This window comes from Streptomyces sp. NPDC006643, assembly GCF_042870175.1.
In the GTDB taxonomy this organism is placed as follows: domain Bacteria; phylum Actinomycetota; class Actinomycetes; order Streptomycetales; family Streptomycetaceae; genus Streptomyces.
Genome location: NZ_JBIAHA010000007.1, coordinates 106,804 through 129,669, shown reverse-complemented (window position 1 = coordinate 129,669; position 22,866 = coordinate 106,804). Strand labels below are relative to the sequence as shown.

Genomic DNA, 22,866 nt, shown 5'->3' with positions numbered 1-22,866 from the left:
CGCCTCCGATTGACGCTTGCCGTCAATTGACTGGTGGCCGGCGGACGGACGTGCGTAAGTTGCGGTTGGCCGATCGGCCACTTACAGCGCCGGAGTCCTCGGGGGGAACGCCGCATGTCCATCGCCGGACTGAGACATGCCATGGGCGAGAGCGTCAGGAAGAGCGTCTCGGGACTGCCCCGTGAGTTCTGGTGGCTGTGGACGAGCACGCTGGTCAACCGGCTCGGTGCCTTCGTCGCCACCTTCATGGTGCTGTATCTGACCATCGAGCGCGGCTACTCGGCGTCGTACGCCGGTCTCGTCGCCTCGCTCCACGGCCTCGGCGGGGTCATCTCGGCGGTAGGCGCCGGTGTGATGACCGACCGGCTCGGGCGGCGGCCCACCCTGCTGATCGCGCAGCTGTCGACGGCCGCCTCGGTGGCGCTGCTCGGTTTTATGCAGCATCCGGCGGCCATCGCCGCCGTCGCGTTCCTCGTCGGGATGACCTCCAACGCCTCGCGCCCCGCCGTGCAGGCGATGATGGCGGACATCGTGAGGCCCGAGGACCGGGTGCGGGCGTTCTCGCTCAACTACTGGGCGATCAACCTGGGGTTCGCGATCTCGTCGGTCGCGGCGGGCTTCATCGCCGAGTTCAGCTATCTCGCAGGCTTCCTGGGCGAGGCGGCGATGACCCTGGCCTGCGCCGTGGTGATCTTCCTCAAAGTGCCCGAGTCCCGGCCCGAACGCGCCCCCGTGGACGGCGTGGACGGGCGGAGCGAGCCGGCGGCTGCGGTCGGGATGCGGACCGTGCTGCGGGACGGGCGCTTCATGAGTGTGGTCGGGCTGTCGTTCCTCGTCGCGCTGATCTTCCAGCAGGGGTTCGTGGGGCTGCCGGTCGCGATGGGTACGGACGGCTTCAGCAGCTCCGACTTCGGGATGATCATCGCGTTCAACGGGGTGCTGATCGTGGCGCTCCAGATCCCGGTCACCCGGTTCATCGAGCACCGTGACACCCGCCGACTGCTGATCCTGTCCTCGGCGCTCGCGGGGTACGGCTTCGGGCTGACGGCCTTCGCCGGGTCGCTGGCCGTCTACGCGCTGGCGGTGTGCGTGTGGACGATCGCCGAGATCATCAACGCGCCGACGCAGACCAGCCTCGTGGTCCGGCTCTCGCCGGTCCACGGGCGGGGCCGCTACCAGGGCATGTACACGATGTCGTGGGCGGTGGCCGGTCTGGTCGCGCCGCTGATGTCCGGCTTCCTGATCGACCACTACGGCGCCGACTGGCTGTGGGGCATCTGCGCGGTGCTGGGGACGGTGGCCGCGGGCGGGTACTGGCTGCTGATGCGGGGGCTTCCCAAGGAGGGCGTGGACGTCGGGTTCGACCGCGCCGTCCCCGACCCCGCCCCCGACCCCGCCCCCGGCCCCGACCCGCGTACGGAGCCGGCGCCGGGGCCCGCGGGCGTGGCGAAGTCACCCGCCCCGTAGAGGCGTTCAGCGCGCCTTGAGCGCGCGCTGCGCCTCGTACAGATTGCTCGGGCGCAGGTCCCGCGGTCGGCCGTACGCCTCCAGCCGCGTGTTCAACTCGCCCTTGAAGTCCGGGACATCGATCTGCCCGAACTCGCGTACCTCACTGATGCCGGCCGTCACGCTGTACGGCGCGATCCCGTCGATCCTGACCAGACCGGCCCGCTCGTTGAGCACGGTGACGTTCCAGTGCGTGAACCGCGCCCCGTAGAGCGGGCCGGCGGACGCGTCACCGCCGTGCGTCCCGTTGTTATCGAGCGTGATCTCCGTACGGAGGTTGGCGAACGGCAGCCCCCGGTGCGTGTCGAAGGTGCCCATCTCCATCACGCCGCGCGACCAGACGTTGTAGCTGGAGAGCCCTTCGACGTTGATGCCGTGCAGTTGGGTGCCGGCGGGGGCCGGGACGGTCCGCGCGCCGATGAAGAAGTCCTCGACGAGGTTGTCGTGCGACGCCTCGCGGCAGAAGTACGGATGGTGCGAGCCGCGCCCCTCGACACGGGTACGGCGCAGCGTGCAGGCGGAGGCGGCGACGAGGCCGAAGCTGTTGTCGCAGTGCCTGACGGTGATGTCGTCCGCCCAGCAGTCGTACGCGCACTGGAAGGTGACGCCGTTGTGGCCCTTGTCCAGCAGGTGCGCCGACTGCGGCGTCTCGACCGCTTCGAGCGTCAGCCCTTCCACACCGGAGCCGGTGAGCGGGGTGACGAGCGTGGTGATCATGGTGTTCCACTCGGGGCGGATGTCCACCGGGAGCGGTCGTTCCAGGGTGAGTTCGCGTCCTCTTACGGAGGTGACGCGTACGGGCCACTCGTACGGCACGTAGCTCAGCAGCTTCGACTTGTCGGACCAGTCGTACGCCTCGGTCGCCGGGCCGCCGCCCGACATGTGTTCCAGGAGGGTGTGGTCGGCGTCGTCGGCGACGCGGAAGAGGACGATCTCGCCGCGCTCGATCCGCGACGCGTCCCCGACCGTCACGGTGCGGTCGCCCCGGCGCGCGGGGGCGACGGCGGTGAGGGGTTCGAACTCGGTGCGCTCGTTGCCCGTCCAGCCCTCCAGGGGCCACTTCTTCGCCTTGATGGACTCGATGAGGGAGTTCAGCCGCGCCTCGGGGGCGAGCCAGATGAGGCCGCCGGCCCAGGACCAGCTCGACTTGTCGCCGCCGAAGCGGCTGCCGTACGGGCCGATCAGCTCGGTGAGGTTCTTCGTCGCGTACAGCTTGGTGCGTCCGCTGCCCGCGCCGCGCAGCACCACATTGCTGTGCGAGATACGGATGATGTCGTCGACGCGGTAGGTGCCCGCCGGGACGAGGACGGTGCCGCCGCCGCGCCTGCCCGCCTCGGCGAGCGCGCGGTTGATGGCGGGGGCCGCGTCGGCGGAGCCGTCGCCCTTGGCGCCGTACGCGCGGACGTCGGCGACCACGCGGGGGCTCGGGAAGCGGTCGGCTCCGGCGCGCTGCCCTGCCCGGCCGACGTAGGGGATCTGGGGGTGGGTGAAGGGGGACGTGGCGAACTCACGCCAGAGCGGGGAGGTGCGTGGGCCTCGGGGCGCGGCGGCAGCGGCGGAGCCGCTCGCGAGTCCGGTCGCCGCACCGGCCGCCGCCACGGCGACGGCGCTGGCGAGCAAGGCTCGTCTGCTCATGGCTCGTTGGGTCCCCACGGTCATCAACCTCCACATATATGAACCAAGTTCAGGTCTGCGGTCAGCGTGAGCATGCCATGGCGCGCGGGAGGGAGGGAAGAGCCGTGCAGAGGCTGCCGCGCGTGCGGCGCTGCGACGGCGCGCGCAGTAGGACGGCGCGAGTGCGAGGCGGCGCGAGTGCACGATGGCGCGAGTGCACGACGGCGCGCCTGTACGCCGGCTCACACGTGTGCGTCGCCGCGCCGGTCGGTTCAGTTCGACGCGCGGTCCGGGCCCTGGGTCAGATGCGTGAAGGCGTCGAGATTCCTCGTGGACTCGCCACGGGACACCCGCCACGCGTACTCCTTGCGGATCGCGCTCGCGAACCCCAGCTCCAGCAGTGTGTTGAAGGAACCGTCGGCCTCTTCCAGTACGGTCCCCAGCAGCCGGTCCAGCTCGTCCTCGCCGACGGCGGACAGCGGCAGCTTGCCGGAGAGGTAGATGTCGCCGAGCCGGTCGACCGCGTACGCCACCCCGTACAGCTTGAGGTTGCGCTCCAGCAGCCAGCGGTGGACGGCGGCCTCGTTCTCGTCCGGGTGCCGGACGACGAAGGCGTTGACGGAGAGGGAGTGCCGGCCGACGCGTAGGGAGCAGGTCGTGGAGAGCTTGCGGGTGCCGGGGAGCGTGACGACGAAGGAGCCCGGCTCGGGGCTCTCCCACTCCAGACCGGAGTCGAGCGCGGCCGACTTCAGGCTCTGTTCGACGAGGTGGGTGGCGTGGGCGGTGCCGCCGGCCCCGTCCCGGGCGCGCGTGTCGTCAGCCATGGTGCGAGCGTACGCGACCTCGGTGATCATGGACGGCGGCCGTGTAGACGTCTGCCGTCGCCGACGCCGCCGTGTCCCAGCCGAAGGACTGCGCGTGCCGCGAGGCCGCCTGCCCCATCCGGTCCACCAGTCCGGGCCGGTCGATGAAGCGGGCGAGCGCCTGGGCGTACGCCTCCGGCACATGGCCGGGGATGAGAAAGCCGGTCCGCCCGTCGCGTACCGCCACCGGGAGACCGCCCACCTCGGCGGCGACCACCGGGGTCCCGGTGGCCTGCGCCTCTATGGCGACGAGACCGAAGGACTCGCTGTACGACGGCATGACCAGCACGGACGCCGCACGGAACCAGTCGGCGAGCGCCTGTTGGCCGACCGGCGGACAGAACCGTACGACATCGGCGATCCCGAGCCTGGCCGCCAGCTTGTGCAGCCCCTCGGGCTTGGCCAGACCGCTGCCGCTCGGGCCGCCGACGACCGGAACGACCAGCCTCTTACGGAGGGTGGGATCGCGGTCCAGCAGGACGGCCACGGCGCGCAGCAGCACGTCGGGGGCCTTGAGCGGCTGGATACGGCCGGCGAAGAGCGGCACGAAGGCGTCCTGCGGCAGCCCCAGTCGGGCGCGCGCCGCCGCGCGGCCGTCGGCGGGGCGGAAGACGTCCAGATTCACGCCGGGGTGGACGACGGCGACCTTCCCGGGATCCGCTTCGTAGAAGCGGACGAGTTCGTCGGCCTCCTCCGAGGTGTTCGCGATCAGCCGGTCGGCGGCGCGCACGATCTGCGTCTCGCCGATGACACGGGCCGCGGGCTCGGGGGTGTCGCCCTCGGCGAGCGCCGCGTTCTTGACCTTGGCCATGGTGTGCATGGCGTGCACGAGGGGCGCGCCCCAGCGCTCGGCGGCGAGCCAGCCGACATGGCCGGAGAGCCAGTAGTGCGAGTGGACGAGGTCGTAGTAGCCGGGGCGCTGGCCGGCCCAGGCCTGCATCACGCCGTGGGTGAAGGCGCAGAGCTGCGCGGGCAGCTCCTCCTTGGCCAGGCCCTCGTAAGGACCGGCGTCCACATGCCGTACGAGCACGCCCGGCGCCAGCTCCACGGTGGAGGGCAGCCCGCCGGTGGTCGAGCGCGTGAAGATCTCGACCTCGATGTCGATGGCGGCCAGGCGCTTGGCCAGCTCCACGATGTAGACGTTCATGCCGCCCGCGTCGCCCGTCCCCGGCTGGTGCAGCGGGGAGGTGTGGACGCTGAGCATGGCGACGCGCCGCGGTTTGCGTGCGTGGCCGGGGATCCGGAGCCGGGGCGGTGACACCAGGGTGCCGGCAAGCCTGGACACGTACTGGCTCACGTCGACGAACCTCTCGCTCGGAGCACGACTTGGAGAGGGCTGTGGGGACCCTCTGGGCTCGGCAACGCCGGAACGCGCTCTTTCATTTCCAACTTTGCCGAATCATTACCGTTGACCGCTCAACCCCTGACGTGGGTGCCGGGTGACCGTGCTCGTTAGGCTCAGCCGCATGCCCGCGCGCCCGTCCTCCACACCCCGTCGCCCCGTGGGCACGGTCACGCGCGGCACGACCAACCCGAACCGGCTGCGCCGCATGGACCGCTGGATCGCCGCCGTACAGGGACCGGTGCTGCGCCGCTCGGCCGATCCCGTCGCCGTCGACCTCGGATACGGCGCCGCGCCCTGGACCGCCGTCGAGCTGCTGCGGCGGCTGCGGGCGGCCGAGCCGCGGACCGAGGTGGTGGGCGTCGAGATCGAGCCGGCTCGGGTCGCGGCGGCGCTGCCGTACGTGGAGGACGGGCTCAGCTTCGTCCACGGCGGCTTCGAGATCCCGCTGCCGGGCCCCGTGGACGGCCGCGGGCCGCTGCTGATCCGGGCGGCGAACGTCCTGCGGCAGTACGACGAGAGCGAGGTCGCGGCGGTCTGGGCCCGGCTCCGCGCCCGGCTCGCGCCCGACGGTCTGCTGGTCGAGGGCACATGCGACGAGATCGGGCGGCGCCATGTCTGGGTCGCCCTCGGTAGGGAGGGTCCGCGCACCGTCACGTTCGCGACCCGGCTCGGCTCGCTCGACCGCCCTTCGGATCTGGCGGAGCGGCTGCCGAAGGCGCTGATCCACCGCAATGTGCCGGGCGAGCCGGTGCACGCCTTCCTGCGCGACTTCGACCGGGCGTGGGCGGCGGCGGCCCCGTACGCCTCGCTCGGCGCCCGGCAGCGGTGGATCCGGGCCGTGGCGGATCTGTCGGCGGACTGGCCGCTGGCCGGCCCGGCGGCGGGCGGCGGCCCGAGCAGATGGCGACAGGGTGAAGTCACGGTGGAGTGGCGGGCGCTGGCGCCGAACTCCGACGAAACGGATGTGTTCGGGGGAACATGAGCGGCGGGCCGTTCGTCCCTGACGAGTAGTGGACACGACCGGCCACCGGCGCCGCCCCCTGTCGTTCCGGGGACGGGCATGGCACGATCGCGTCGGCGGAGAACAGTTACTGACAGTAAGTCAGATGAAGCAGATCAAGAACAGATGAAGCAAACCAAGCACAACAGACCAAGCAGACCAAGCAGATGAAGTCGGATGCGCGTTCGTCCGGAGTCCGAGGGGGAAGCTCGTGAACAGACGCCGCTGGGTGACGGCCGCGATCACGGTCGTCTGCGCGTTGTCGGTGCTCACATCACCGGCGCTGCTGAACCAGGCGTACGCGGCTCCCGCGTCCCCCACCTCCCCGTCGTCCCCGGCCTTGCCCGCCTCCCCGGCCTCGCCGAGCGACCCGCCCGTGGCGCCGCGGCCGTTCGACCGCAGCCTGCCGCCGGGGGCGGACGGCAGGACGCCCGCCGCGGACGACTCGAAGCTCGAAGCGGTACGCAGAAAGATCGACGGGTTGTACGGCAGAGCGGCCTCCGCCACCGACGCGTACAACCTCGCCGAGGAGCGCGCCGACAACCAGTCGGCCGAACTGGTCAGGCTGTCCAGCGAGATCGTCAACGGCCAGGTCCGGATCGACCGGCTCAAGCGCCAGGCCGGCGCCGCGGCCCGCGCGCAGTATCGCGCGGGCGGGCTGCCGCCCGAGGCCCAGTTGCTGCTCACCGACGACCCGCAGCTGTTCCTCGACGGCGCGGGCCGCGTCCAGCGGGGCCAGAAGGCGACCAAGGACCTCCTCGGTCAAATGACCAAGGCCCAGGACGACTTGACGGCGTACACGAAAAAGGCCGGCGCCGAGTGGACCAAGCTCGAAGCGAACCGGGTCAAGCAGGCGAAGGCGAAGAAGGAGATCACCCAGCAGATAAAGGCCGCCAAGAAGATCGAGGCGGGGCTGGAGAAGGAGGAGCGCGACCGGCTGCTGATGCTGGAGCAGCAGGACGCGGCCAAGGCGCAGGAGGCCTGGCTGGGTTCGGGCGAGCTGAAGGACATCAACGGCGAGGCGAGCGCCCAGGGCAAGGCGGCGATCGCGTACGCGACGGCGCAGATCGGCAAGCCGTACGTATGGGGGGCCGAGGGCCCGGCGTCGTTCGACTGCTCGGGGCTGACGTCCGAGGCGTGGCGGGCGGCCGGCAAGGTCATCCCGCGCACCTCGCAGGAACAGTGGCGGCTGCTCCCCCGTGTCCCCGTCGCGCAGATGCGGCCCGGCGATCTGATCATCTACCACCAGGACGCGAGCCATGTCGGTATGTACGTGGGCAACGGCTCCATCGTCCACGCGCCTCGGCCGGGCCGGCAGGTGACGCTGACCGGCGCGGGCTCGATGGTGATTCTCGGCGTCGTCAGGCCGGACAAATAGGCGGACTCAGCCCCGCCCTGCTTCGCCCTGCCCGGCAGCCGGTTCATGGCTCCGCTTCATGACTGCGGTTCATGACTGCGGTTCATGGCTCCGTTTCATGGCTCCGTTTCCCGGTTCCCGGCTCCGGTCCGGCGCCACGTGATGTTTGTCATGGCCGTTTCGGCTCCTCAGGAGGGGCCGATCGTGCCGGATGCGTGGTGGGAAGCGGCATATGGCGCGGGATCTTCTCCGTACGGCGTTCCGTACGCCATTCCTTTCGGGCACCGGCTACCGCTAGGGTCCCGGTCGGTGGGGCGTCGATCGGCGTCTCACCGTGCCCTCGGGGGGAGGGAAGGACTCACAGACCGATGGCCGTACCTGTACCGGTGCCGCGACAGCGCACCGGCTCGACAGTCGAGAGTGCGCCCGCCCCGGAGACCTCCGGCGGAGGCGGCGACCTCACGCTCCTCGTCATCGAGGACGATCCCGCGGGCACCTTCAGCGCACCGGAACTTCCCGACGCGGCGGGCACCCGGGTGCGTATCCGCACCGCGCGCAACCTCACCGAGGCCGAGCGGCTGCTCACCGACGACATCCAGTGCATCCTCGTGGACCTGGCGCTGCCGGGCCGTTACGACAGCGACCACGACGGCCTCGCGCCGCTCAAGCATGTGCTGCGGCTCGCGCCCCGCCACGCCGTTCTCGCGCTGGCCGCCGAGGGCGACAGCGAGCGCGCCGCGGCGGCGGTACGGGTGGGCGCGCAGGACTATCTCTTCCGCGACGAGCTGGACAGCAGACTGCTGAGCCGTGCCATCCGCTACGCCGTCGAACGCAAGCGCGCGGACGTCGCGCACGGCCAGCTCACCGAGTCCCGGCTGCGGGCCCAGGAGAACGCCCGGCTGGAGCGCGGTCTGCTGCCCACCCCGCTCCTCCAGGGCTCCAACCTGCGCTTCGCCTCCCGCTACCGGCCCGGCCGCTCCCGCGCCCTGCTCGGCGGCGACTTCTACGACACGGTCCGGACGCCCGACGGCACGGTCCACGTGATGATCGGCGACGTCTGCGGCCATGGCCCGGACGAGGCCGCGCTGGGGGTGGAGCTGCGGATCGCCTGGCGGGCGCTGACCTTCGCCGGGCTCTGCGGGGACACTCTGCTCTCGACGCTCCAGAAGGTCCTGGAACACGAGCGGGAGAGCGAGGAGATCTTCGCGACCCTGTGCACGATCGACATCGCGCCCGACGGCCGGCGGGCCGGTCTCTGTCTGGCCGGGCACCCGTCGCCGCTGATCGTCCGCGCCGGCCGGGCGCCCGAGCTGCTGCCGTACCACGAGGGCGGCCCCGCGCTCGGGCTGCTGCCGCGCGCCCGCTGGCCGCGCCGGGAGGTCCAGCTGGGCGAGGCGTGGAGTCTGATGATGTACACGGACGGGCTGATCGAGGGCCGCGTCGGAGAGGGCACGAAGCAGCGGCTCGGTCAGGAGGGCATGGTCGAGATGATCACCGGCCTGCTCGCGCGGGGGCTGAGCGGCGAGGAGCTGCTGGAGGCCGCGGTGGCTCAGGTACGGGAGCTGAACGGCGGCGAGCTGACGGACGACGTGGCCGTGCTGCTGCTGGACCGGGGCCCGGCGCTGGTCAGCGCCTGAGCGCGGACGGTCCCGGGCTCAGCGATTGCCGTTGTACGGCCCGTAGGGCCCGTCGCTGCTGGAGCCGCCGCTGCGGCGCCCGCCGCCACCGCCGCCGACCTGCTTGATCGCGGGGCGTACGTCGACGAAGTACACGATGATCGCGATCAGCCCGATGATCGGCAGGAACGACAGGATCGGGAAGATCAGGCTCACCACGACGGCGATGCCGAGAATGATCAGCCAGAACGGCTTGGTCTGCTTGTCCGCGGCGCGGAAGGCGTCCTCCCGCCGGATGAACGCGTCGACCAGCGCGAAGGCGCCGAACACCGTCAGCGGGATGCTCAACAGAGCCACAAGCCCGTCGAAGCCAGCCATCAACACGTTGCCCACCGCCCGTTTCTGTCCGAATCATGTGCCTGGTCGAATACCGCCCGGCCGAACACTGTCCGACCGAGCACCGCCCGGTCGAGCACCGGATCGTGCGGTCGGCGCCGACCGCCGGGCCGTGTGCCGACAAGCCGTGTGCCGACAAGGTACCCGTACAACGGTCCGGACCCCGCTGTGGTGCCCGGACCGTTGTATTCGGGTATTCGGCTGTCCGCCACCCGCTTCTCGCTACTTGCTCGCGGGCGGAGTGGTCTTCTTCGCGGCGGCCGGCTTGCGGGTGGCCGTCGTCTTGCGCGCGGCGGGCTTCGGGCCGGCGGTCTTCGTACCGGTGGCCTTGGCCTCCGGCTTGGCCTTGGCGGACGCGGGCTTCGCCGGGGCCGACTTCGCCGGAGCGGGCTTCGCCGCCGGCTTGGTGGTCTGCTTCGTCCCGGGCTCGACGGCGACGGCGATCTCCGTCATCTCCTCCGCGGCCTCGCCCCGCCAGGTCCGTACGGACTGCTCGCCGCGCTCGGCGACCTTCTCGTACGTCTCACGGGCCCTGACCGCGTACTCGGCGGCCACGCCCACGCCCCGCAGCGCGAGGTCCTGGGCGGTCTCGCCCAGCTTCTTCAGATCGGTGTCGAGCGACCCGAGCACCTCGGTGACCTTGGACTGAACGGTCGTCTGCGCTTCCTTCGCCTGCGAGGTGACCTTGTCCTGGACGAGCTTGGGGTCGGTGTTGCGCACCGCGTCGATACGGCCCGGGGCCTCCGCGCGGAGCTGCTCGATCAGCCCGGGAACCTTCTTGGCCTGCTCGACGGCGAGATCCGCCGTACCGGCCGCGAAGTAGAGGGGGGTCGGGTCGCTGAACGTCTTGCGCAGGTCATCGGCAATGGCCATGACTGTGGTCCTCCGGTAGTCAGTGTGAGGGTGGGGTGGCGGCACCGCCGCCGGCCGTACCGGGCGTGTCCTCATCGGCTTCCCCGCCACCGGTACCGGCGCCCTTACCGGCCGGTTCCGTGGTCGCCGACACTTCCGTGTCCTCGGCGCCGAGCCCGTTCTCCTTACGGAAGGACTCGTAGATCTGCAGAAGCACCTGCTTCTGCCGCTCGTTGATCGACGGGTCGGCGAGGATGACGGCACGCGTCTCCAACTCCTCGCGCTCCCGCTCGTCGAGCATCCCGGCCTGCACGTACAGCGTCTCGGCGGAGATCCGCAGCGCCTTGGCGAGCTGCTGCAAGATGTCCGCGCTCGGCTTGCGCAGACCGCGTTCGATCTGGCTGAGATACGGATTGGACACCCCGGCGGCCTCGGAGAGCTGCCGCAACGACAGCTGCGCGTTGCGCCGCTGCTCGCGCAGGTACTCACCGAGATTGCCGACGTTGAGTGATGCCATGACCCCAGGGTGCCCACTCTTGCTAACTTTTGCAAGCACCCGCTTGCAAAAGTGTTCCACACAACAGACCGGCCCGCTTCGAGGCCGGTCCACGCCGTCAGCGTCTGTGCGCGGCGCGCGGTGGCTGGAGGGCAGGCGGCGTGTTTCGCGTCGGGGGTGTCGGGGTCGCCGGGAGGGACGTCGGGGACGGTGCCCGGCTGGGGGCGGGGGTGAGGGCGGAGACGATTCGCGCGTCCACCGCCGGGACCGGCGCGGTGTGGACCGGGAGCAGTGGTGGGGCTCCGCGTGTCGCCGTCGCGCGGGCCGCCGCCACCCGTGCCGCCGCCGCCCGTGCCGACACCTCGGAGCCGATGATCACGCCGTACGAGACCGCCTCGACCGCCGCGGACAGGCCGCGTACGAGCTGGACGTATTTGTGCGGGACCACTTCGTGGAGCAGGTTGGAGCTGCCTACGGCGTAGCCCACCGCCCCGGCCATATTGAGCAGCCCGCCGAACATCTTCCCGTAATTCGGCTTCGGTGAATTGTCGTCCGGACCCTTGAATGTGCGCACCAGATTCCCGAACTCGTCCGAGAAAGCCTGCGCCCCGACGAGCCCGTTCAGCCCGAGCCCGGCCGCGTAGACGTCCTTGTTGAGGATTCCCGTGCCGTAGCCCTGCACCAGATAGGAGTAACCCTCGCGGCCGGCGTCCATCGCTCTTCTGGCGAGGGAGACCGTGGCCCTCGCCGGATCCTTGGACGAGCCCTCTATCACCAGATACGCCATCCCCGCGAGCTGCGCGCCGGCTCCGCCCACCGCCGGGCTCACCGCGCCGACACCGGAGGCGGCGTACGCTCCCAGACCTGCGATGTTGGCCAGTCCGGCGCCCAGCTTGTAGAGATTCAGCTCCGGCTCCCCCCGGCCCTGGCGCCACCGGACGATCTCCTCCAGGGCGGCTTTCGCCCCCACATCCCCGTTCACCCCGACGCCGACGGCATAGACCAGATCACTCTCCGCGAGAATTCCGCCCGCCTGAATCGCGTGCGGAGCCCCCTCAAGGCCGGATTTCCCAAGAATCTCGGCGATGGTTCTCCAAGGCAGTTCACCGATGGTCTGCCAGGTGGCCTCAAGGCTGGATTTCCACGGCAGTTTGAGATGGCGGGCCATGTTCCCGCCGCTTTGCGTGTTCCTGTCCGGCACGGTCGCTCCTTCGCGTCGCCTTCCACTGATCGTGGCTACGGAGATGACGAATTCGCAGTTCGGCCCATGGCGGGACCCATACGCGGCGAGGGCCGTATTTGACGGCTCCTTAGCGGTGCCTACGCACCACGGCTCTCGGGTCCGAGGACGTTCAGGAGTGCCAGGGCCTCGCCGTCGCGGGAACCCTGGGGCGCGGTGTAGAGCACGAGGTACTGGTCGCGGTCCGTGAGCGCCAGTGAGTCGCAGTCGACGGTGATCTCTCCGACGGCCGGGTGCCGGAACGTCTTCGTGAGCATCGGCGCGGCCTGTACGTCGTGCCGCTCCCAGAGCCGGGCGAACTCCGGGCTGCCGGCGCGGAGTTCGTCGACGAGTCCGGTCACCGCGGGGTCGGACGGATAGCGGGCGAGAGCGGGCCGCAGGCTCATGACGACGTGGTGGCGGAACTCGGCGGCGTCGGAGACCCCGTACAGCGTCGCGCCGGCGTGCGCCGGGCCGAGGAACGCGCGGCGCGCGAGGTTGCGGTCCGCCGGAGCGAGTGCGGCGAAGTCCTCCATCAGCGAGGCCGCGAGGTCGTTCCACGCGAGCACCTCGAATACGGCGGACGTCACGAAAGCGGCCGTCTGCGGCAGCCGCTCGATGAGCGCGAGGATGCTCGGGCGGACATCGCGCCGGTGCAGTCCGGTACGGGTCGGCGCGGTGCCCGCGAGGACATGGAGATGGTCGGACTCGGCGTCCGTGAGCAACAGCGCGCCCGCGATCCCGGCGAGAACCTCGCCGGAGGGGCGCGGCGCCCTGCCCTGTTCGAGCCGGACGTAGTACTCGGTGGAGATGTGCGCGAGAACCGCCACCTCCTCGCGGCGCAGCCCCGGTGTCCGGCGCCGCGCGCCGGAGGGAAGGCCGACGTCCTCGGGCCGCAGCCGCTCGCGCCGGCTGCGGAGGAACGCGCCCAGCTCCTGCTTGTCCATACCTCCAGTCTGCGCGCCGCGCGGCGACGGATCCTGGTACCGGCTGTGCCTGTATCGGCTCGCGGGCCGGTCCGACACTGACCGCATGACGAACCAGACGAGCGAGACCAGCCAGACCAGCCAGACGAACCTGACCAGGGAGATGAACCAGACGGGCCAGACGGAGCAGACGGAGCAGACGGGCCAGGCGACCCGCACGTACCTCGGGCCCATGGGGCTGCTGACCGGCAAGGTGGTGCTGATCACCGGCGCCAGCCGTGGCATCGGGGCAGCCGCCGCCCGGCTCTTCGCCGCCGAGGGGGCCGCCGTGGTGCTCGCCGCCCGCTCCACCGACGCCCTGCGGCGGATCGTCACCGAGATCCGCGCCGACGGCGGCGTCGCCGACGCCGTACCGCTGGACCTCGCCGACCGCGGGAGCGTCCGCGCGGCGGTCGACCGCGTCGAGGAGCTGCACGGCAGGCTCGACGGCGCGTTCAACAACGGCGCGGCGATCCAGCGGCGGCCCGGCCCGCTCGACACGACGGCCGACGACGACATCGACGAGCAGTTCGAGGTGAACTTCCGCTCCCACTGGACCGCGATGACGGCCGAGGCCACGCTCATGCGCCGGGGCGGCGGCGGGGCGATCGTGAACACCTCCAGCATCGGCAGCCGCCGCGCGAACCCGGAACTCCCCGCGTACGGCGCGATGAAGCGCGCGCTCAACAGCATCACCGAGAGCGCCGCAGTGAGTTGGGCGCGTCATGGCATCCGCGTGAACGGCATCACCCCCGGCGGCACCGCCACGGAGATGATCGACGCGTGGGAGGCGGCGTCCCCCGGCATCGTCGAGCGTCTGACGGCCGCCATCCCCCTCGGCAGGATGGCCGAGCCCCGCGAGGTCGCCGAGGCCGCCGCGTGGCTGCTCAGCGACCGGGCGTCGATGGTGACGGGCGCGATCGTGCCGGTGGACGGCGGCGCGGGCGCCTGACGAGTACGCGTCACCCGTCTCCGGCGCCCACCCCCGTACGACACCCCTCAGTCCGGCCGGCGCGCCTCGTGTCGGTTCAGCGCCGCGAGGATCGCGGTCACGGTGATCGATCCGGCGGCCATCAGCGTGATCGCCGTTGCCGGGGAGGTCAGTTGGGCCAGCAGGCCGGCGAGGGCGGCGCCGGCGCCCTGGAGGGCGGTCATGCCGGTGGCGTGCAGACCGAGGGCCTGGCCGGTGAGGTCGTCGGGGGTGAGGGAGAGCAGCCGCTCCTGGAGGACCAGGGTCGCGGCGAAACCGACGGAGGCGACGGCGGCGGCCACGGCCGCGGGCCCGACTCCCGGCCGCAGGATGAAGAACAGATACGGCACCGCCAGCAGCAGGCGCAGCGGCGTCGCGAGACGGGGGCGCCACGCGGGCGGTACGAGGCGGCCCACCGCCAGGTCGCCCGCGAACATGCCCAGCGCCCCGCACGCGTACAGCGTGCCGGCGGATTCGGGGGCGTAGGAGACGTACAGCGAATTACCGCCGACCACCAGGCCGTTGGGGATCCACAGGCCCAGATATGTCAGCCGGCGGGGCCGTGAGGACCACAGGAGCGCGTTGGTGCGCCAGGTCGCCGCCAGGGAGGGGCGGCCGGCGACGCGCGGTGGGCGGGCGGTGAGGCCCAGGCGGGTGACGAGCGCCGACAGCGCGTACAGCGCCGCCGCGAGGAGCAGACAGGTCCGTGGTGACAGGAGCGTCAGCAGTACGCCGCCGGTCGCGAACCCGGCCATCTGTGTCAGGCCCCAGACCATGTTGTACACCGAACGCCCCAGGACATAGCCGTCCTTGGACAGGATCTCGGTGAGCAGTCCCCCGCGTACGCCCCCGCCCAACGACGCGACCAGGCCCTGCGCGAGCAGGACGGCGAAGACCGCCCACAGCGGCAGACCGGGCAGCGCCAGCACCGCCGTACCGGCCGCGAAGGCGAGCCCGAGACCGCTGAGGATCGCGCGCGGCGGCAGCCGGTCGGCGCCCGAGAGCAGGAACGTGGCTCCCAGTAACTGCGCCAGCTGCGGGCCGAACATGCTCAACGCCGACAGGAGCGGGGAGCCGGTGGCCCGGAAGACCAGCGTGGCGAGGGCCAGACCGCCGATCGTCTGGGCCGAGGCGAAGGCGGTGAAGGAGAGCAGGAAGGGGGTGAACTCCGGTGTCCTGAAAAGGGTTTGGTAGCTGCGCATGCGTCGAATTCTCGGAGCGGCCGGGGGGCCGTGGTCGCCGATCCTTGACACGAACAGTGTTCGTGCGTAGAACAGTGTTCGTGACGATGAATGCGAAGCAGCGGAACGAGACGGATGTGACCGTGGTCGGAGCCGGGCCCGTGGGCCTCGTGCTCGCCGCGGAGCTGGCGCTCGCCGGGGCGACGGTGCAGGTACTGGAGCGGCTGACCGAGCCGGACCAGGCGATGAAGGCGCAGTCGATCAACGTGCCGACGGCCGAGGCGCTCGACCGCCGGGGCCTGCTGCCCGCCACCGGACACTTCGCGGGCATGGTCCTCGACCCCGCCCTCGTGGACTGGTCCGATCCCGACCTCGCCGCGCACACCGCCGCCGACCGGGCGCGGATGCTGCCGCAGCAGCGGTTGGAGGCACTGCTGGCGGAGCACGTCGCGCGGCTCGGTGTGCGGGTACGTCGCGGGGTGGAGGTCGGCGCGCTCGAAGACACCGGCGACGGTGTGCTCGTCGGCACCACCGACGGTACGGTGCGCACCGGCTGGCTGGTCGGGTGCGACGGCGGGCACAGCGCCGTACGCCGCCTCGCGGGCATCGACTTCCCCGGCACCGACCCCGAACTCACCGGCTACCAGGCGGTCGCCGACATCGCCGGCCCCTCGCCGCTGAAGGAGGGATGGGTGTGGTCGCCGCGGGGCGTGTACCGCTGCGGGCCGCAGCCCGGCCGGGTGGCCACCATGGAGTTCGACAGCCCTCCCGCCGACCGCTCGGCGCCGGTCACCCTCGAAGACGTACAGAGCGCGCTGCGCCGGATCTCCGGCACCGGCGTCACACTGACCGCCCTGCACGCCACCCCGACCCGCTGGACCGACAACACCCGCCAGGCCGCCGCCTACCGGTCGGGCCGGGTGCTGCTGGCGGGCGACGCCGCGCACGTACACCCGCCGTTCGGCGGTCAGGGGCTCAATCTCGGGGTCGGCGACGCGATGAACCTGGGCTGGAAGCTCGGTGCCGTGATCGCCGGGCGGGCGCCGGAAGGGCTGCTCGACACGTACGACGCCGAGCGCCGCCCCGTCGGCGCCTGGGTGCTGGACTGGACCCGGTCGCAGATCGGGGTGCTGCGCGGGGACGCCAAATCGGCCGCGCTGCGGAAGGTCGTCGCCGATCTGCTGAGCACGCGGGACGGCGTGACATACGCGGTCAAGATGATCTCCGGCGTCACGCAGCGCGTCGACCTGACCGGCGACGATCTGTCCGGCGACCATCCGCTGCTCGGCCGCCACGTTCCCGACCTGTGGCTGGGGGACGGCTCCCGGCTGGTCGACCACGGCCACGGCGGCGAGTTCCTGCTGCTCGACCGCACTCCGGACGGCGCGTTCGCCGGTCCGGCCGCGGGCGCCAGGTCCGGTCGGGTGCGTGTCGTACGCGACGAACTCGCGGCGCCCGTAGGGGTGTTGGTACGCCCTGACGGGGTGGTCGCCTGGGCCGCCGACAGCGGGGGCGCCACCGCTGTCACCGGCCTCGAAGCCGCCCTACGCCGATGGGCGGACGCGCCGGCCCCGTCCCTCTGACGCTGTCATCCCCCGGCCCGCTCCGTCTCAGGTTCGGGTTCGGGCGTGGGTGTGAGCGCGGGTGTGGGCGTGGACGCGGGCGTGGATGTGGCTGCCGGGCGCCGGGGACCTCGTACGAGGACGTGGATGAAGAGCAGAGCCATGACGGCGACGCCCGCCCACATCGCCTGTTGCCAACCGGCGACGAACGACTCCTGGGCGGCCCCGACCAGTGCCTCCGTGTGCGGGCCGCCCGCCTTGTCGGCGGCTTCGACGGCGTTGGCGATGCCCTCGCGGGCGGTGTCGGCGACGCCCTCCGGGACGGGTACGGCGCCGAGCCGGCCGTCGAACGCGTCGCGGTAACCGGCCGACAGGAGCGCCCCGAGGAGTTCGACACCCGTACGCCCCACTGGTTCGGGGCCACCGGCGCCGGCCCCGTCGAGTTTCTGAGCCTCGTCGGCAAGCAGGGCGAGCGGGCGCATGTGCGCGCGGCGCCGAGATCCGGCGCCTAGGCGGTCGCGGGGACGGTGGCCGCGAGGGCCGCGTCTGTGTCGGCGGTGGCCAGGTCGGCGTTGATGTGCGCGCCGGCCAGGGCGCCCGCGGCGGCGGAGGCGCCGACCTGCGCGGACAGGTCGGTGGCATTGCCCGCCACCCACACGCCCCGGACCGGGGTGACTCCCGCCATGCCGGTGGCGAAGTGCCGGCCCATACCGCCGGGCAGATCCTCCATCGGCAGATCCAGACCGGTCAGACCTTCCGTACGGGCCCACATACCGGTCGCCACCGCGATGACGCGGCGGGCCACGAGTTGCCCGTCGGTCAGTCGCACGCCCTCGACATGGCCGTCCGGGGTGGACTCGACCGCCCCCACCGGGGTGTCGACGACACGGATGGCGCGGGCGGCGAAGCGTGCGCGGGTCTCCTCGTCCAGGCCGGTGCCCCGGGTGAAGTAGACCAAGTCGTCGGTCAACTGCCGGAACAGCAGCGCGTGATGGACGGAGACCGGGCCGACGGCCAGGATCCCGATGGGTTCGTCGCGTACCTCCCAGCCGTGGCAGTACGGGCAGTGCACCACCCCGTGTCCCCAGTGCTCGGCCAGCCCGGGGACGTCGGGCAGTACGTCGCGCAGACCGGTGGCGACGAGCAGCCGGCGTGCCCGCAGGGCGGTGCCGTCGGCGAGGGTGACCGTGAAGCGTGGGTCGCCCTCGGCGGAGGGGTCGGCCGGGACGGCGGAGATCACCTCACCGGCCACCAACTCGCCGCCGTAACCGCGCACTTCCTCGCGCCCCCGGCGCAGCAGTTCCGCCGGTGGCACGCCCTCCTGGCCGAGCAGGCCGTGCACGCCGTCGGCGGGCGCGTTACGGGGTGTGCCGGCGTCGATGACGACGACGGAGCGGCGGGAGCGGGCGAGCATCAGCGCGCCGTTCAGCCCTGCTGCTCCGCCGCCGATCACGACGGCGTCGACGGTGGTGGTTGTTGCTTGAATGGCGTACCTCTTCTCGCGCGGGCCGGCTCCGGGGGCCGACCCTGGTACGACCACCGTAAGCAGAGCTTGCGCATGAGGCATAGCATGTTGCCCATGACGCAAGATGATGGAGATCTGGACAGCCTCGTACGCAAGCGAGTGCGCGCCCTGCGCGCGGCACAGGGCTGGTCCCTGGACGAACTTGCCACCCGCGCCCGGCTCAGCCCCTCCACCCTCAGCCGGATCGAGAACGGTCAGCGCCGTCTCGCACTCGACCAGCTCGTCACCCTCGCCCGCGCCCTGGACACGACCCTGGACCAACTGGTCGAGACCGCGACGGACGACGTCATCTCCAGCCCGACGATCGACGCCGCCCGCCAGCAGATGCGCTGGCCGGTCCGGGCCGACCCCGGACTGAGTGTCGTACGCCAACGGCTGACGGACCCCCCGCCCGACAACCCCTCACGCATGCGCGCCCACCCCGGCCGCGAATGGCTCGTCGTCCTCTCCGGCACAGCAGTCCTGCTCCTGGGCAACCGGCGCTTCCGTGTGGAGACCAACCAGGCCGCCGAGTTCCCCACGATGCTGCCGCACGCGATCGGCGCCGAGGGCGGGCCCTGCGAGTTGCTGGGCATCTTCGACCGCGACGCCCGCCGGGGGCATCAGCGCGGCGACGACGGGCCGTCGGGCTGACGGCCACTTGCGCGACGAGCAGCCTGGCGCCCACCTTCTTGCCGTTCCGGACAGCGACCGGGCGCCACGCCCATGATCCTCATAGCGTTGCCGCCATGACACACGCCGCCCATGATCCGCACGCCCCGCACTCCTCCCACACCCCGCACTCGCACACCCCGCATGCCTCGCACGATGCCGACGCCCAGCACGATCAGGCGGACATGCTGGACCTCGACGCCGAGGTGCTCGCCGAACACATCGCCTCCATCACCACATGGCTGCCCGTCAAAGCCGACCCCCGCCGCATCGTGGACCTCGGCTGCGGCACCGGAGCCGGCACCCTCGCCCTGCTCACGCGCTTCCCCCAGGCCCGGGTGACCGCCGTCGACACCTCGACCAGCCATCTGGACCGGCTGCGGGAGAAGGCCGAGGCGGCCGGTCTCGCCGATCAGGTACGCACCGTCCAGGCCGACCTCGACGGTGACTGGCCGGACCTCGGCGCACCCGAACTCATCTGGGCGTCGGCCTCCATGCACCACATGGCCGACCCCGACCGCACCCTGCGCCAGGTCCACGACACACTCACCCCCGGCGGGCTGTTCGCCGTCGTCGAACTGGCGGGCTTCCCGCGCTTCCTGCCCGAGGACGCCCCGGCGGACCGCCCCGGACTCGAAGAACGCTGCCACGCCGTGATCGACCGCCACCACGCCGCGCAGGTGCCCCACCGGGGCGCCGACTGGGGCGGCAAGCTGACCGCCGCCGGCTTCACCGTCGAAGGTGAACGCACCGTCACCGTGAAGCTGGGCCCGCCCCACCCCGAAGCCGTCGGCCGCTACGCGCTCAGCAGCCTGACCCGGATGCGCGGCGCCATCGCCGAGGCGCTGTCCCCCGAAGACCTCACCGCGCTCGACCAGTTGCTGGACACCGGGAGCCCCCACAGCGTCCTGCGCCGCGCCGACCTGACGGTACGTACGGAACGCGCGGTCTGGGCGGCACGGCGTAACTGACCACTACGGGCATTCAGACGGACTGCTTCTCCCGCCCCTGCTGCTGCTCCTCTTCCCGCTGTCCCTGCTGCTCGTGCTGCTTCTCCTCCGCGACGCCCGACACCGCCTTCACGGCCTGCTCCGCCTCCGCGGGCGTGGCGCGCTCCAAGAACCGGAGCAGTTCGACGGGGAAGGGCAGCACGAGCGTGGAGTTCTTCTCGGCGGCGACTGCCACCACCGTCTGCAACAGCCGCAGTTGGAGCGCGGCGGGCTGGCCGGCCATCTGCCTGGCCGCCTCGGAGAGCTTCTTCGACGCCTGTAGCTCAGCGTCCGCGTTGATCACCCGCGCGCGGCGCTCACGGTCCGCCTCGGCCTGGCGTGCCATCGACCGCTTCATGGTCTCCGGCAGCGACACGTCCTTGATCTCGACCCGGTCGATCTGCACGCCCCAGCCGATGGCGGGGCTGTCGATCATCAGCTCCAGGCCCTCGTTCAGCTTCTCGCGGTTCGACAGCAGATCGTCCAGATCGCTCTTACCGATGATCGACCGCAGCGACGTCTGCGCCATCTGGGACACCGCGAAGCGGTAGTCCTCGACCCGGATCATCGCGTCCGCCGCGTCGACCACCTTGAAGTAGATGACCGCGTCCACGCGCACGGTGACGTTGTCGCGCGTGATGCCGTCCTGTGCCGGGACGGGCATCGTCACGATCTGCATGTTGACCTTGCTGAGCCTGTCCACGAACGGAAGGATCAGCTGGAATCCGGGCCCTCGAATGCCCTCGCGCAGCCGGCCGAGCCGGAAGACCACGCCTCGCTCGTACTGCTTGACGACGCGTGCCGCCGCCAGCGCGTAGATGCCGCATACGCATACGAGCGCTATGACCACTACAACCAGTGCCTCGCCCATGATCAACCCCTGACGCCGGACCGAGGTCTCACCTCCAACGATACGACTGCGGGGACCGTCCCTACCGGTCCGTGGCGGCGGCCGGTTTCCGCGCGACGAATCCCCACTGGTCGACGGGTTCGGGAGCCGCCTCGGGAGCCGATTCGGGGGTCTGTACGGAGGTCTGCTCGGGGGGCGGTCCGGCCGGGTGCCAGAGGTTGATGGGGCCGACCGGGGCGAGGAATTCGAGGCCGGCGCCGGCGGGCTCCAGCTGGGCGGCCGTACGGAGGTAGATCGGCGGACCGCCGCCCGCCGCGTACGCCGCTGCCGCCGCCCGCATGTCCGGGGAGTCCACCGAGTCGCATGTGGCGAGGTAGCTGCCGGGCGCCACGGCGCTCATATAGCGCTGAGCGACGGCGGCTGCCTCGGCCGGGTCCTCGATGTGTCCGAGCATGGACAGCATCAGGACCGCGACCGGCCGGTCCAGGTCGAGGATCTCGCCGGCCGCGTCCAGTACGTGCCGTACGTCGCGGACATCGGCGTCCAGGTACTCGACGGCGCCCTCGGGGGATCCGAGGGGCGTCAGCGCACGGCCGTGTTCGAGGACGGTCGGGTCGTTGTCGACGTACACGATCCGCGCGCTCCGGTCGATGGCCTGCGCCACCTGGTGGGTGTTCGGATCGACCGGCAGGCCGGTGCCCAGATCGAGGAACTGTGTGATGCCGGCCCGCGCGGTGTGGTCCACGACGCGCTCCAGGAAGGCCCGTGAGGCGCGGGCCGCCGCCGGGACGACGGGGAAGCTGAGCGCGATGGCCTCGGCCAGTTCCTTGTCCGCCTCCGTGTAGATCCGGCCCCCGCCCAGGCAGCACCAGGTGCCCGCCGACGACGGGCCTTTCGGCTGAAGGTCGCGCTCACTCATATAAGACACTCTCTCCGCTCTTCGGTCGGGGCATGCGTCGGGCCGTCGCGCCATCGGCAGCTCGGCCGGGGCTCTCGGACAGGATGGGCCGCCGCGCTCGCGCACGCCGTCACGGCGCGTCGAGCACCGCCACCTCCACCCGGTCCAGCCGCTCCGGTTCCGCGATGATGTCGATCTCGGTGACCTTGCCGTCCACGATCGTGAACGCGAGAACCAGGAACAGCCTGCCGCCCGGGGCCATCACCAGTCCGGGCGACCCGTTCAGCAGCGCGGACCGGGTGAACCTGACCCGTTCCGCCGCCATGGACGCGCCCTTCGCGACGTTCCGCGCGCCGCGGAGTGTGATCGGCTCGCGGGTGGGGCCCGCCGCGCGGTCGGCGCGCAGGATCACGTCCGAGTCGAGCAGCGCGACCAGCGCCTCGAAGTCCCCGCCCCGGGATGCCGCGAGGAATGCCTCGACGACCTGGCGCCGGCGCGTCAGGTCCGCCTCGGGAACGGGCGAGGCCCCCTTGACCCGGCGGCGGGCACGGCTCGCGAGTTGTCTCGCCGCCGCCGGGGAGCGCTCCAGCATCGGGGCGATCTCGTCGAAGGGCACGGCGAACATGTCGTGCAGGACGAAGGCCAGCCGCTCGGCGGGGGCCAGTGTGTCGAGTACGACCAGCAGGGCCAGCCCGACGGAGTCGGCGAGTACCGCCTCCTCCTCGGGGTCGACCCGCGCGCCCGCCTCGCCGTGCGCGCCGGTGTCGAGCGGGTCCTCGCGCCGCGAGGCGCGCGTACGCAGCATGTTCAGGCACACCCGCGCCACCACCGTGGTCAGCCAGCCGCGCAGATTCTCGACCCCGCCGGTGTCGGCACGGTCGAGGCGCAGCCAGGTCTCCTGAACGGCGTCGTCGGCCTCGCTCGCCGAGCCGAGCATCCGGTAGGCGACCGCGCGCAGACGAGGCCGGTCTTCCTCAAAACGCTCCAGCAGCCAACTGGTCTCGTCCATCG

At 71.6% G+C, this 22,866-nt stretch carries 21 protein-coding genes and 1 pseudogene; 9 read left to right on the top strand and 13 right to left on the bottom strand.

The features are described 5' to 3' along the window. The first annotated feature begins 114 nt into the window (after nucleotides 1–114). The gene (locus tag ACFYNU_RS11925) at nucleotides 115–1,467 is read left to right on the top strand and encodes an MFS transporter (RefSeq protein WP_356587269.1); all 1,353 of its coding nucleotides are present in this window, start codon (nucleotides 115–117) and stop codon (nucleotides 1,465–1,467) included. A gap of 6 nt (nucleotides 1,468–1,473) precedes the next feature. Here the strand turns inward: ACFYNU_RS11925 and ACFYNU_RS11920 are convergent, their stop codons facing one another. The 3 genes from ACFYNU_RS11920 to mshA all read right to left on the bottom strand — a co-directional run bounded on the left by ACFYNU_RS11920 (nucleotide 1,474) and on the right by mshA (nucleotide 5,280). Beyond that, a complete protein-coding gene (locus tag ACFYNU_RS11920) occupies nucleotides 1,474–3,141 on the bottom strand; it encodes a glycosyl hydrolase family 28-related protein (protein ID WP_356587271.1) in 1,668 nt (555 codons plus the stop codon). A 251-nt stretch (nucleotides 3,142–3,392) separates the two neighbouring features. After that, entirely contained in the window at nucleotides 3,393–3,944 is a 552-nt protein-coding gene (locus tag ACFYNU_RS11915; protein WP_356587273.1) for a YbjN domain-containing protein, read from the bottom strand. Continuing rightward, nucleotides 3,937–5,280, bottom strand: coding sequence for a D-inositol-3-phosphate glycosyltransferase (mshA, locus tag ACFYNU_RS11910; protein WP_356587275.1), 1,344 nt, complete (start codon nucleotides 5,278–5,280; stop codon nucleotides 3,937–3,939). Before mshA ends, ACFYNU_RS11915 begins: the two co-directional genes overlap by 8 nt. 169 nt (nucleotides 5,281–5,449) lie before the next feature. Here mshA and ACFYNU_RS11905 point away from each other — a divergent pair, with 169 nt between their 5' ends. From ACFYNU_RS11905 to ACFYNU_RS11895, 3 genes are all read left to right on the top strand, one after another. Continuing rightward, a complete protein-coding gene (locus ACFYNU_RS11905) occupies nucleotides 5,450–6,310 on the top strand; it encodes a class I SAM-dependent methyltransferase (RefSeq protein ID WP_356587277.1) in 861 nt (286 codons plus the stop codon). A gap of 229 nt (nucleotides 6,311–6,539) precedes the next feature. Further along, on the top strand, nucleotides 6,540–7,706 hold the full coding sequence (locus tag ACFYNU_RS11900) for an NlpC/P60 family protein (protein ID WP_356587279.1): 1,167 nt from the start codon (nucleotides 6,540–6,542) through the stop codon (nucleotides 7,704–7,706). A 347-nt stretch (nucleotides 7,707–8,053) separates the two neighbouring features. Continuing rightward, nucleotides 8,054–9,322, top strand: a complete 1,269-nt coding sequence (locus ACFYNU_RS11895; protein ID WP_356587281.1) for a fused response regulator/phosphatase — start codon at nucleotides 8,054–8,056, stop codon at nucleotides 9,320–9,322. Nucleotides 9,323–9,340: 18 nt separating this feature from the next. Here the strand turns inward: ACFYNU_RS11895 and ACFYNU_RS11890 are convergent, their stop codons facing one another. The 5 genes from ACFYNU_RS11890 to ACFYNU_RS11870 all read right to left on the bottom strand — a co-directional run bounded on the left by ACFYNU_RS11890 (nucleotide 9,341) and on the right by ACFYNU_RS11870 (nucleotide 13,211). Then, nucleotides 9,341–9,685: a DUF2516 family protein gene (locus ACFYNU_RS11890; protein WP_356587448.1), complete on the bottom strand. Its 345-nt coding sequence runs from the start codon at nucleotides 9,683–9,685 to the stop codon at nucleotides 9,341–9,343. A 234-nt stretch (nucleotides 9,686–9,919) separates the two neighbouring features. Next, nucleotides 9,920–10,570: a hypothetical protein gene (locus ACFYNU_RS11885; RefSeq protein ID WP_356587283.1), complete on the bottom strand. Its 651-nt coding sequence runs from the start codon at nucleotides 10,568–10,570 to the stop codon at nucleotides 9,920–9,922. Between the two features lie 19 nt (nucleotides 10,571–10,589). Beyond that, a complete protein-coding gene (locus ACFYNU_RS11880; protein WP_356587285.1) occupies nucleotides 10,590–11,066 on the bottom strand; it encodes a helix-turn-helix transcriptional regulator in 477 nt (158 codons plus the stop codon). A gap of 97 nt (nucleotides 11,067–11,163) precedes the next feature. Next, entirely contained in the window at nucleotides 11,164–12,246 is a 1,083-nt protein-coding gene (locus ACFYNU_RS11875; RefSeq protein WP_356587287.1) for a hypothetical protein, read from the bottom strand. Between the two features lie 119 nt (nucleotides 12,247–12,365). After that, a complete protein-coding gene (locus ACFYNU_RS11870) occupies nucleotides 12,366–13,211 on the bottom strand; it encodes a helix-turn-helix transcriptional regulator (protein ID WP_356587289.1) in 846 nt (281 codons plus the stop codon). A gap of 211 nt (nucleotides 13,212–13,422) precedes the next feature. Here ACFYNU_RS11870 and ACFYNU_RS11865 point away from each other — a divergent pair, with 211 nt between their 5' ends. Then, a complete protein-coding gene (locus ACFYNU_RS11865; RefSeq protein WP_356587450.1) occupies nucleotides 13,423–14,181 on the top strand; it encodes an SDR family oxidoreductase in 759 nt (252 codons plus the stop codon). A gap of 47 nt (nucleotides 14,182–14,228) precedes the next feature. On the opposite strand, the gene ACFYNU_RS11860 is transcribed toward ACFYNU_RS11865, so the two are convergent. Next, nucleotides 14,229–15,401: an MFS transporter gene (locus ACFYNU_RS11860; protein ID WP_356587291.1), complete on the bottom strand. Its 1,173-nt coding sequence runs from the start codon at nucleotides 15,399–15,401 to the stop codon at nucleotides 14,229–14,231. Nucleotides 15,402–15,487: 86 nt separating this feature from the next. Here ACFYNU_RS11860 and ACFYNU_RS11855 point away from each other — a divergent pair, with 86 nt between their 5' ends. Together ACFYNU_RS11855 and ACFYNU_RS11850 are read left to right on the top strand one after the other, a co-directional pair. Next, a complete protein-coding gene (locus ACFYNU_RS11855) occupies nucleotides 15,488–16,963 on the top strand; it encodes an FAD-dependent monooxygenase (RefSeq protein WP_356587452.1) in 1,476 nt (491 codons plus the stop codon). 365 nt (nucleotides 16,964–17,328) lie between these two features. Next, nucleotides 17,329–17,454 (top strand): annotated as a pseudogene (locus ACFYNU_RS11850) (XRE family transcriptional regulator); the annotation flags it as partial. On the opposite strand, the gene ACFYNU_RS11845 reads toward ACFYNU_RS11850, so the two are convergent. Continuing rightward, nucleotides 17,451–18,395, bottom strand: a complete 945-nt coding sequence (locus ACFYNU_RS11845; RefSeq protein WP_356587293.1) for an NAD(P)/FAD-dependent oxidoreductase — start codon at nucleotides 18,393–18,395, stop codon at nucleotides 17,451–17,453. The pseudogene ACFYNU_RS11850 and the gene ACFYNU_RS11845 overlap by 4 nt on opposite strands. 126 nt (nucleotides 18,396–18,521) lie before the next feature. Between ACFYNU_RS11845 and ACFYNU_RS11840 the strand changes: the two genes are divergently transcribed. Further along, the gene (locus ACFYNU_RS11840; RefSeq protein ID WP_356587295.1) at nucleotides 18,522–19,100 is read left to right on the top strand and encodes an XRE family transcriptional regulator; all 579 of its coding nucleotides are present in this window, start codon (nucleotides 18,522–18,524) and stop codon (nucleotides 19,098–19,100) included. A gap of 95 nt (nucleotides 19,101–19,195) precedes the next feature. Then, nucleotides 19,196–20,089, top strand: coding sequence for a class I SAM-dependent methyltransferase (locus ACFYNU_RS11835; RefSeq protein WP_388765956.1), 894 nt, complete (start codon nucleotides 19,196–19,198; stop codon nucleotides 20,087–20,089). 13 nt (nucleotides 20,090–20,102) lie between these two features. Here the strand turns inward: ACFYNU_RS11835 and ACFYNU_RS11830 are convergent, their stop codons facing one another. From ACFYNU_RS11830 to ACFYNU_RS11820, 3 genes are all read right to left on the bottom strand, one after another. Then, on the bottom strand, nucleotides 20,103–20,978 hold the full coding sequence (locus ACFYNU_RS11830; RefSeq protein WP_356587297.1) for a slipin family protein: 876 nt from the start codon (nucleotides 20,976–20,978) through the stop codon (nucleotides 20,103–20,105). Nucleotides 20,979–21,039: 61 nt separating this feature from the next. Beyond that, entirely contained in the window at nucleotides 21,040–21,876 is an 837-nt protein-coding gene (locus ACFYNU_RS11825) for an SAM-dependent methyltransferase (RefSeq protein WP_356587299.1), read from the bottom strand. Between the two features lie 109 nt (nucleotides 21,877–21,985). Next, nucleotides 21,986–22,864: a sigma-70 family RNA polymerase sigma factor gene (locus ACFYNU_RS11820; protein WP_356587301.1), complete on the bottom strand. Its 879-nt coding sequence runs from the start codon at nucleotides 22,862–22,864 to the stop codon at nucleotides 21,986–21,988. Nucleotides 22,865–22,866 lie beyond the last annotated feature (2 nt).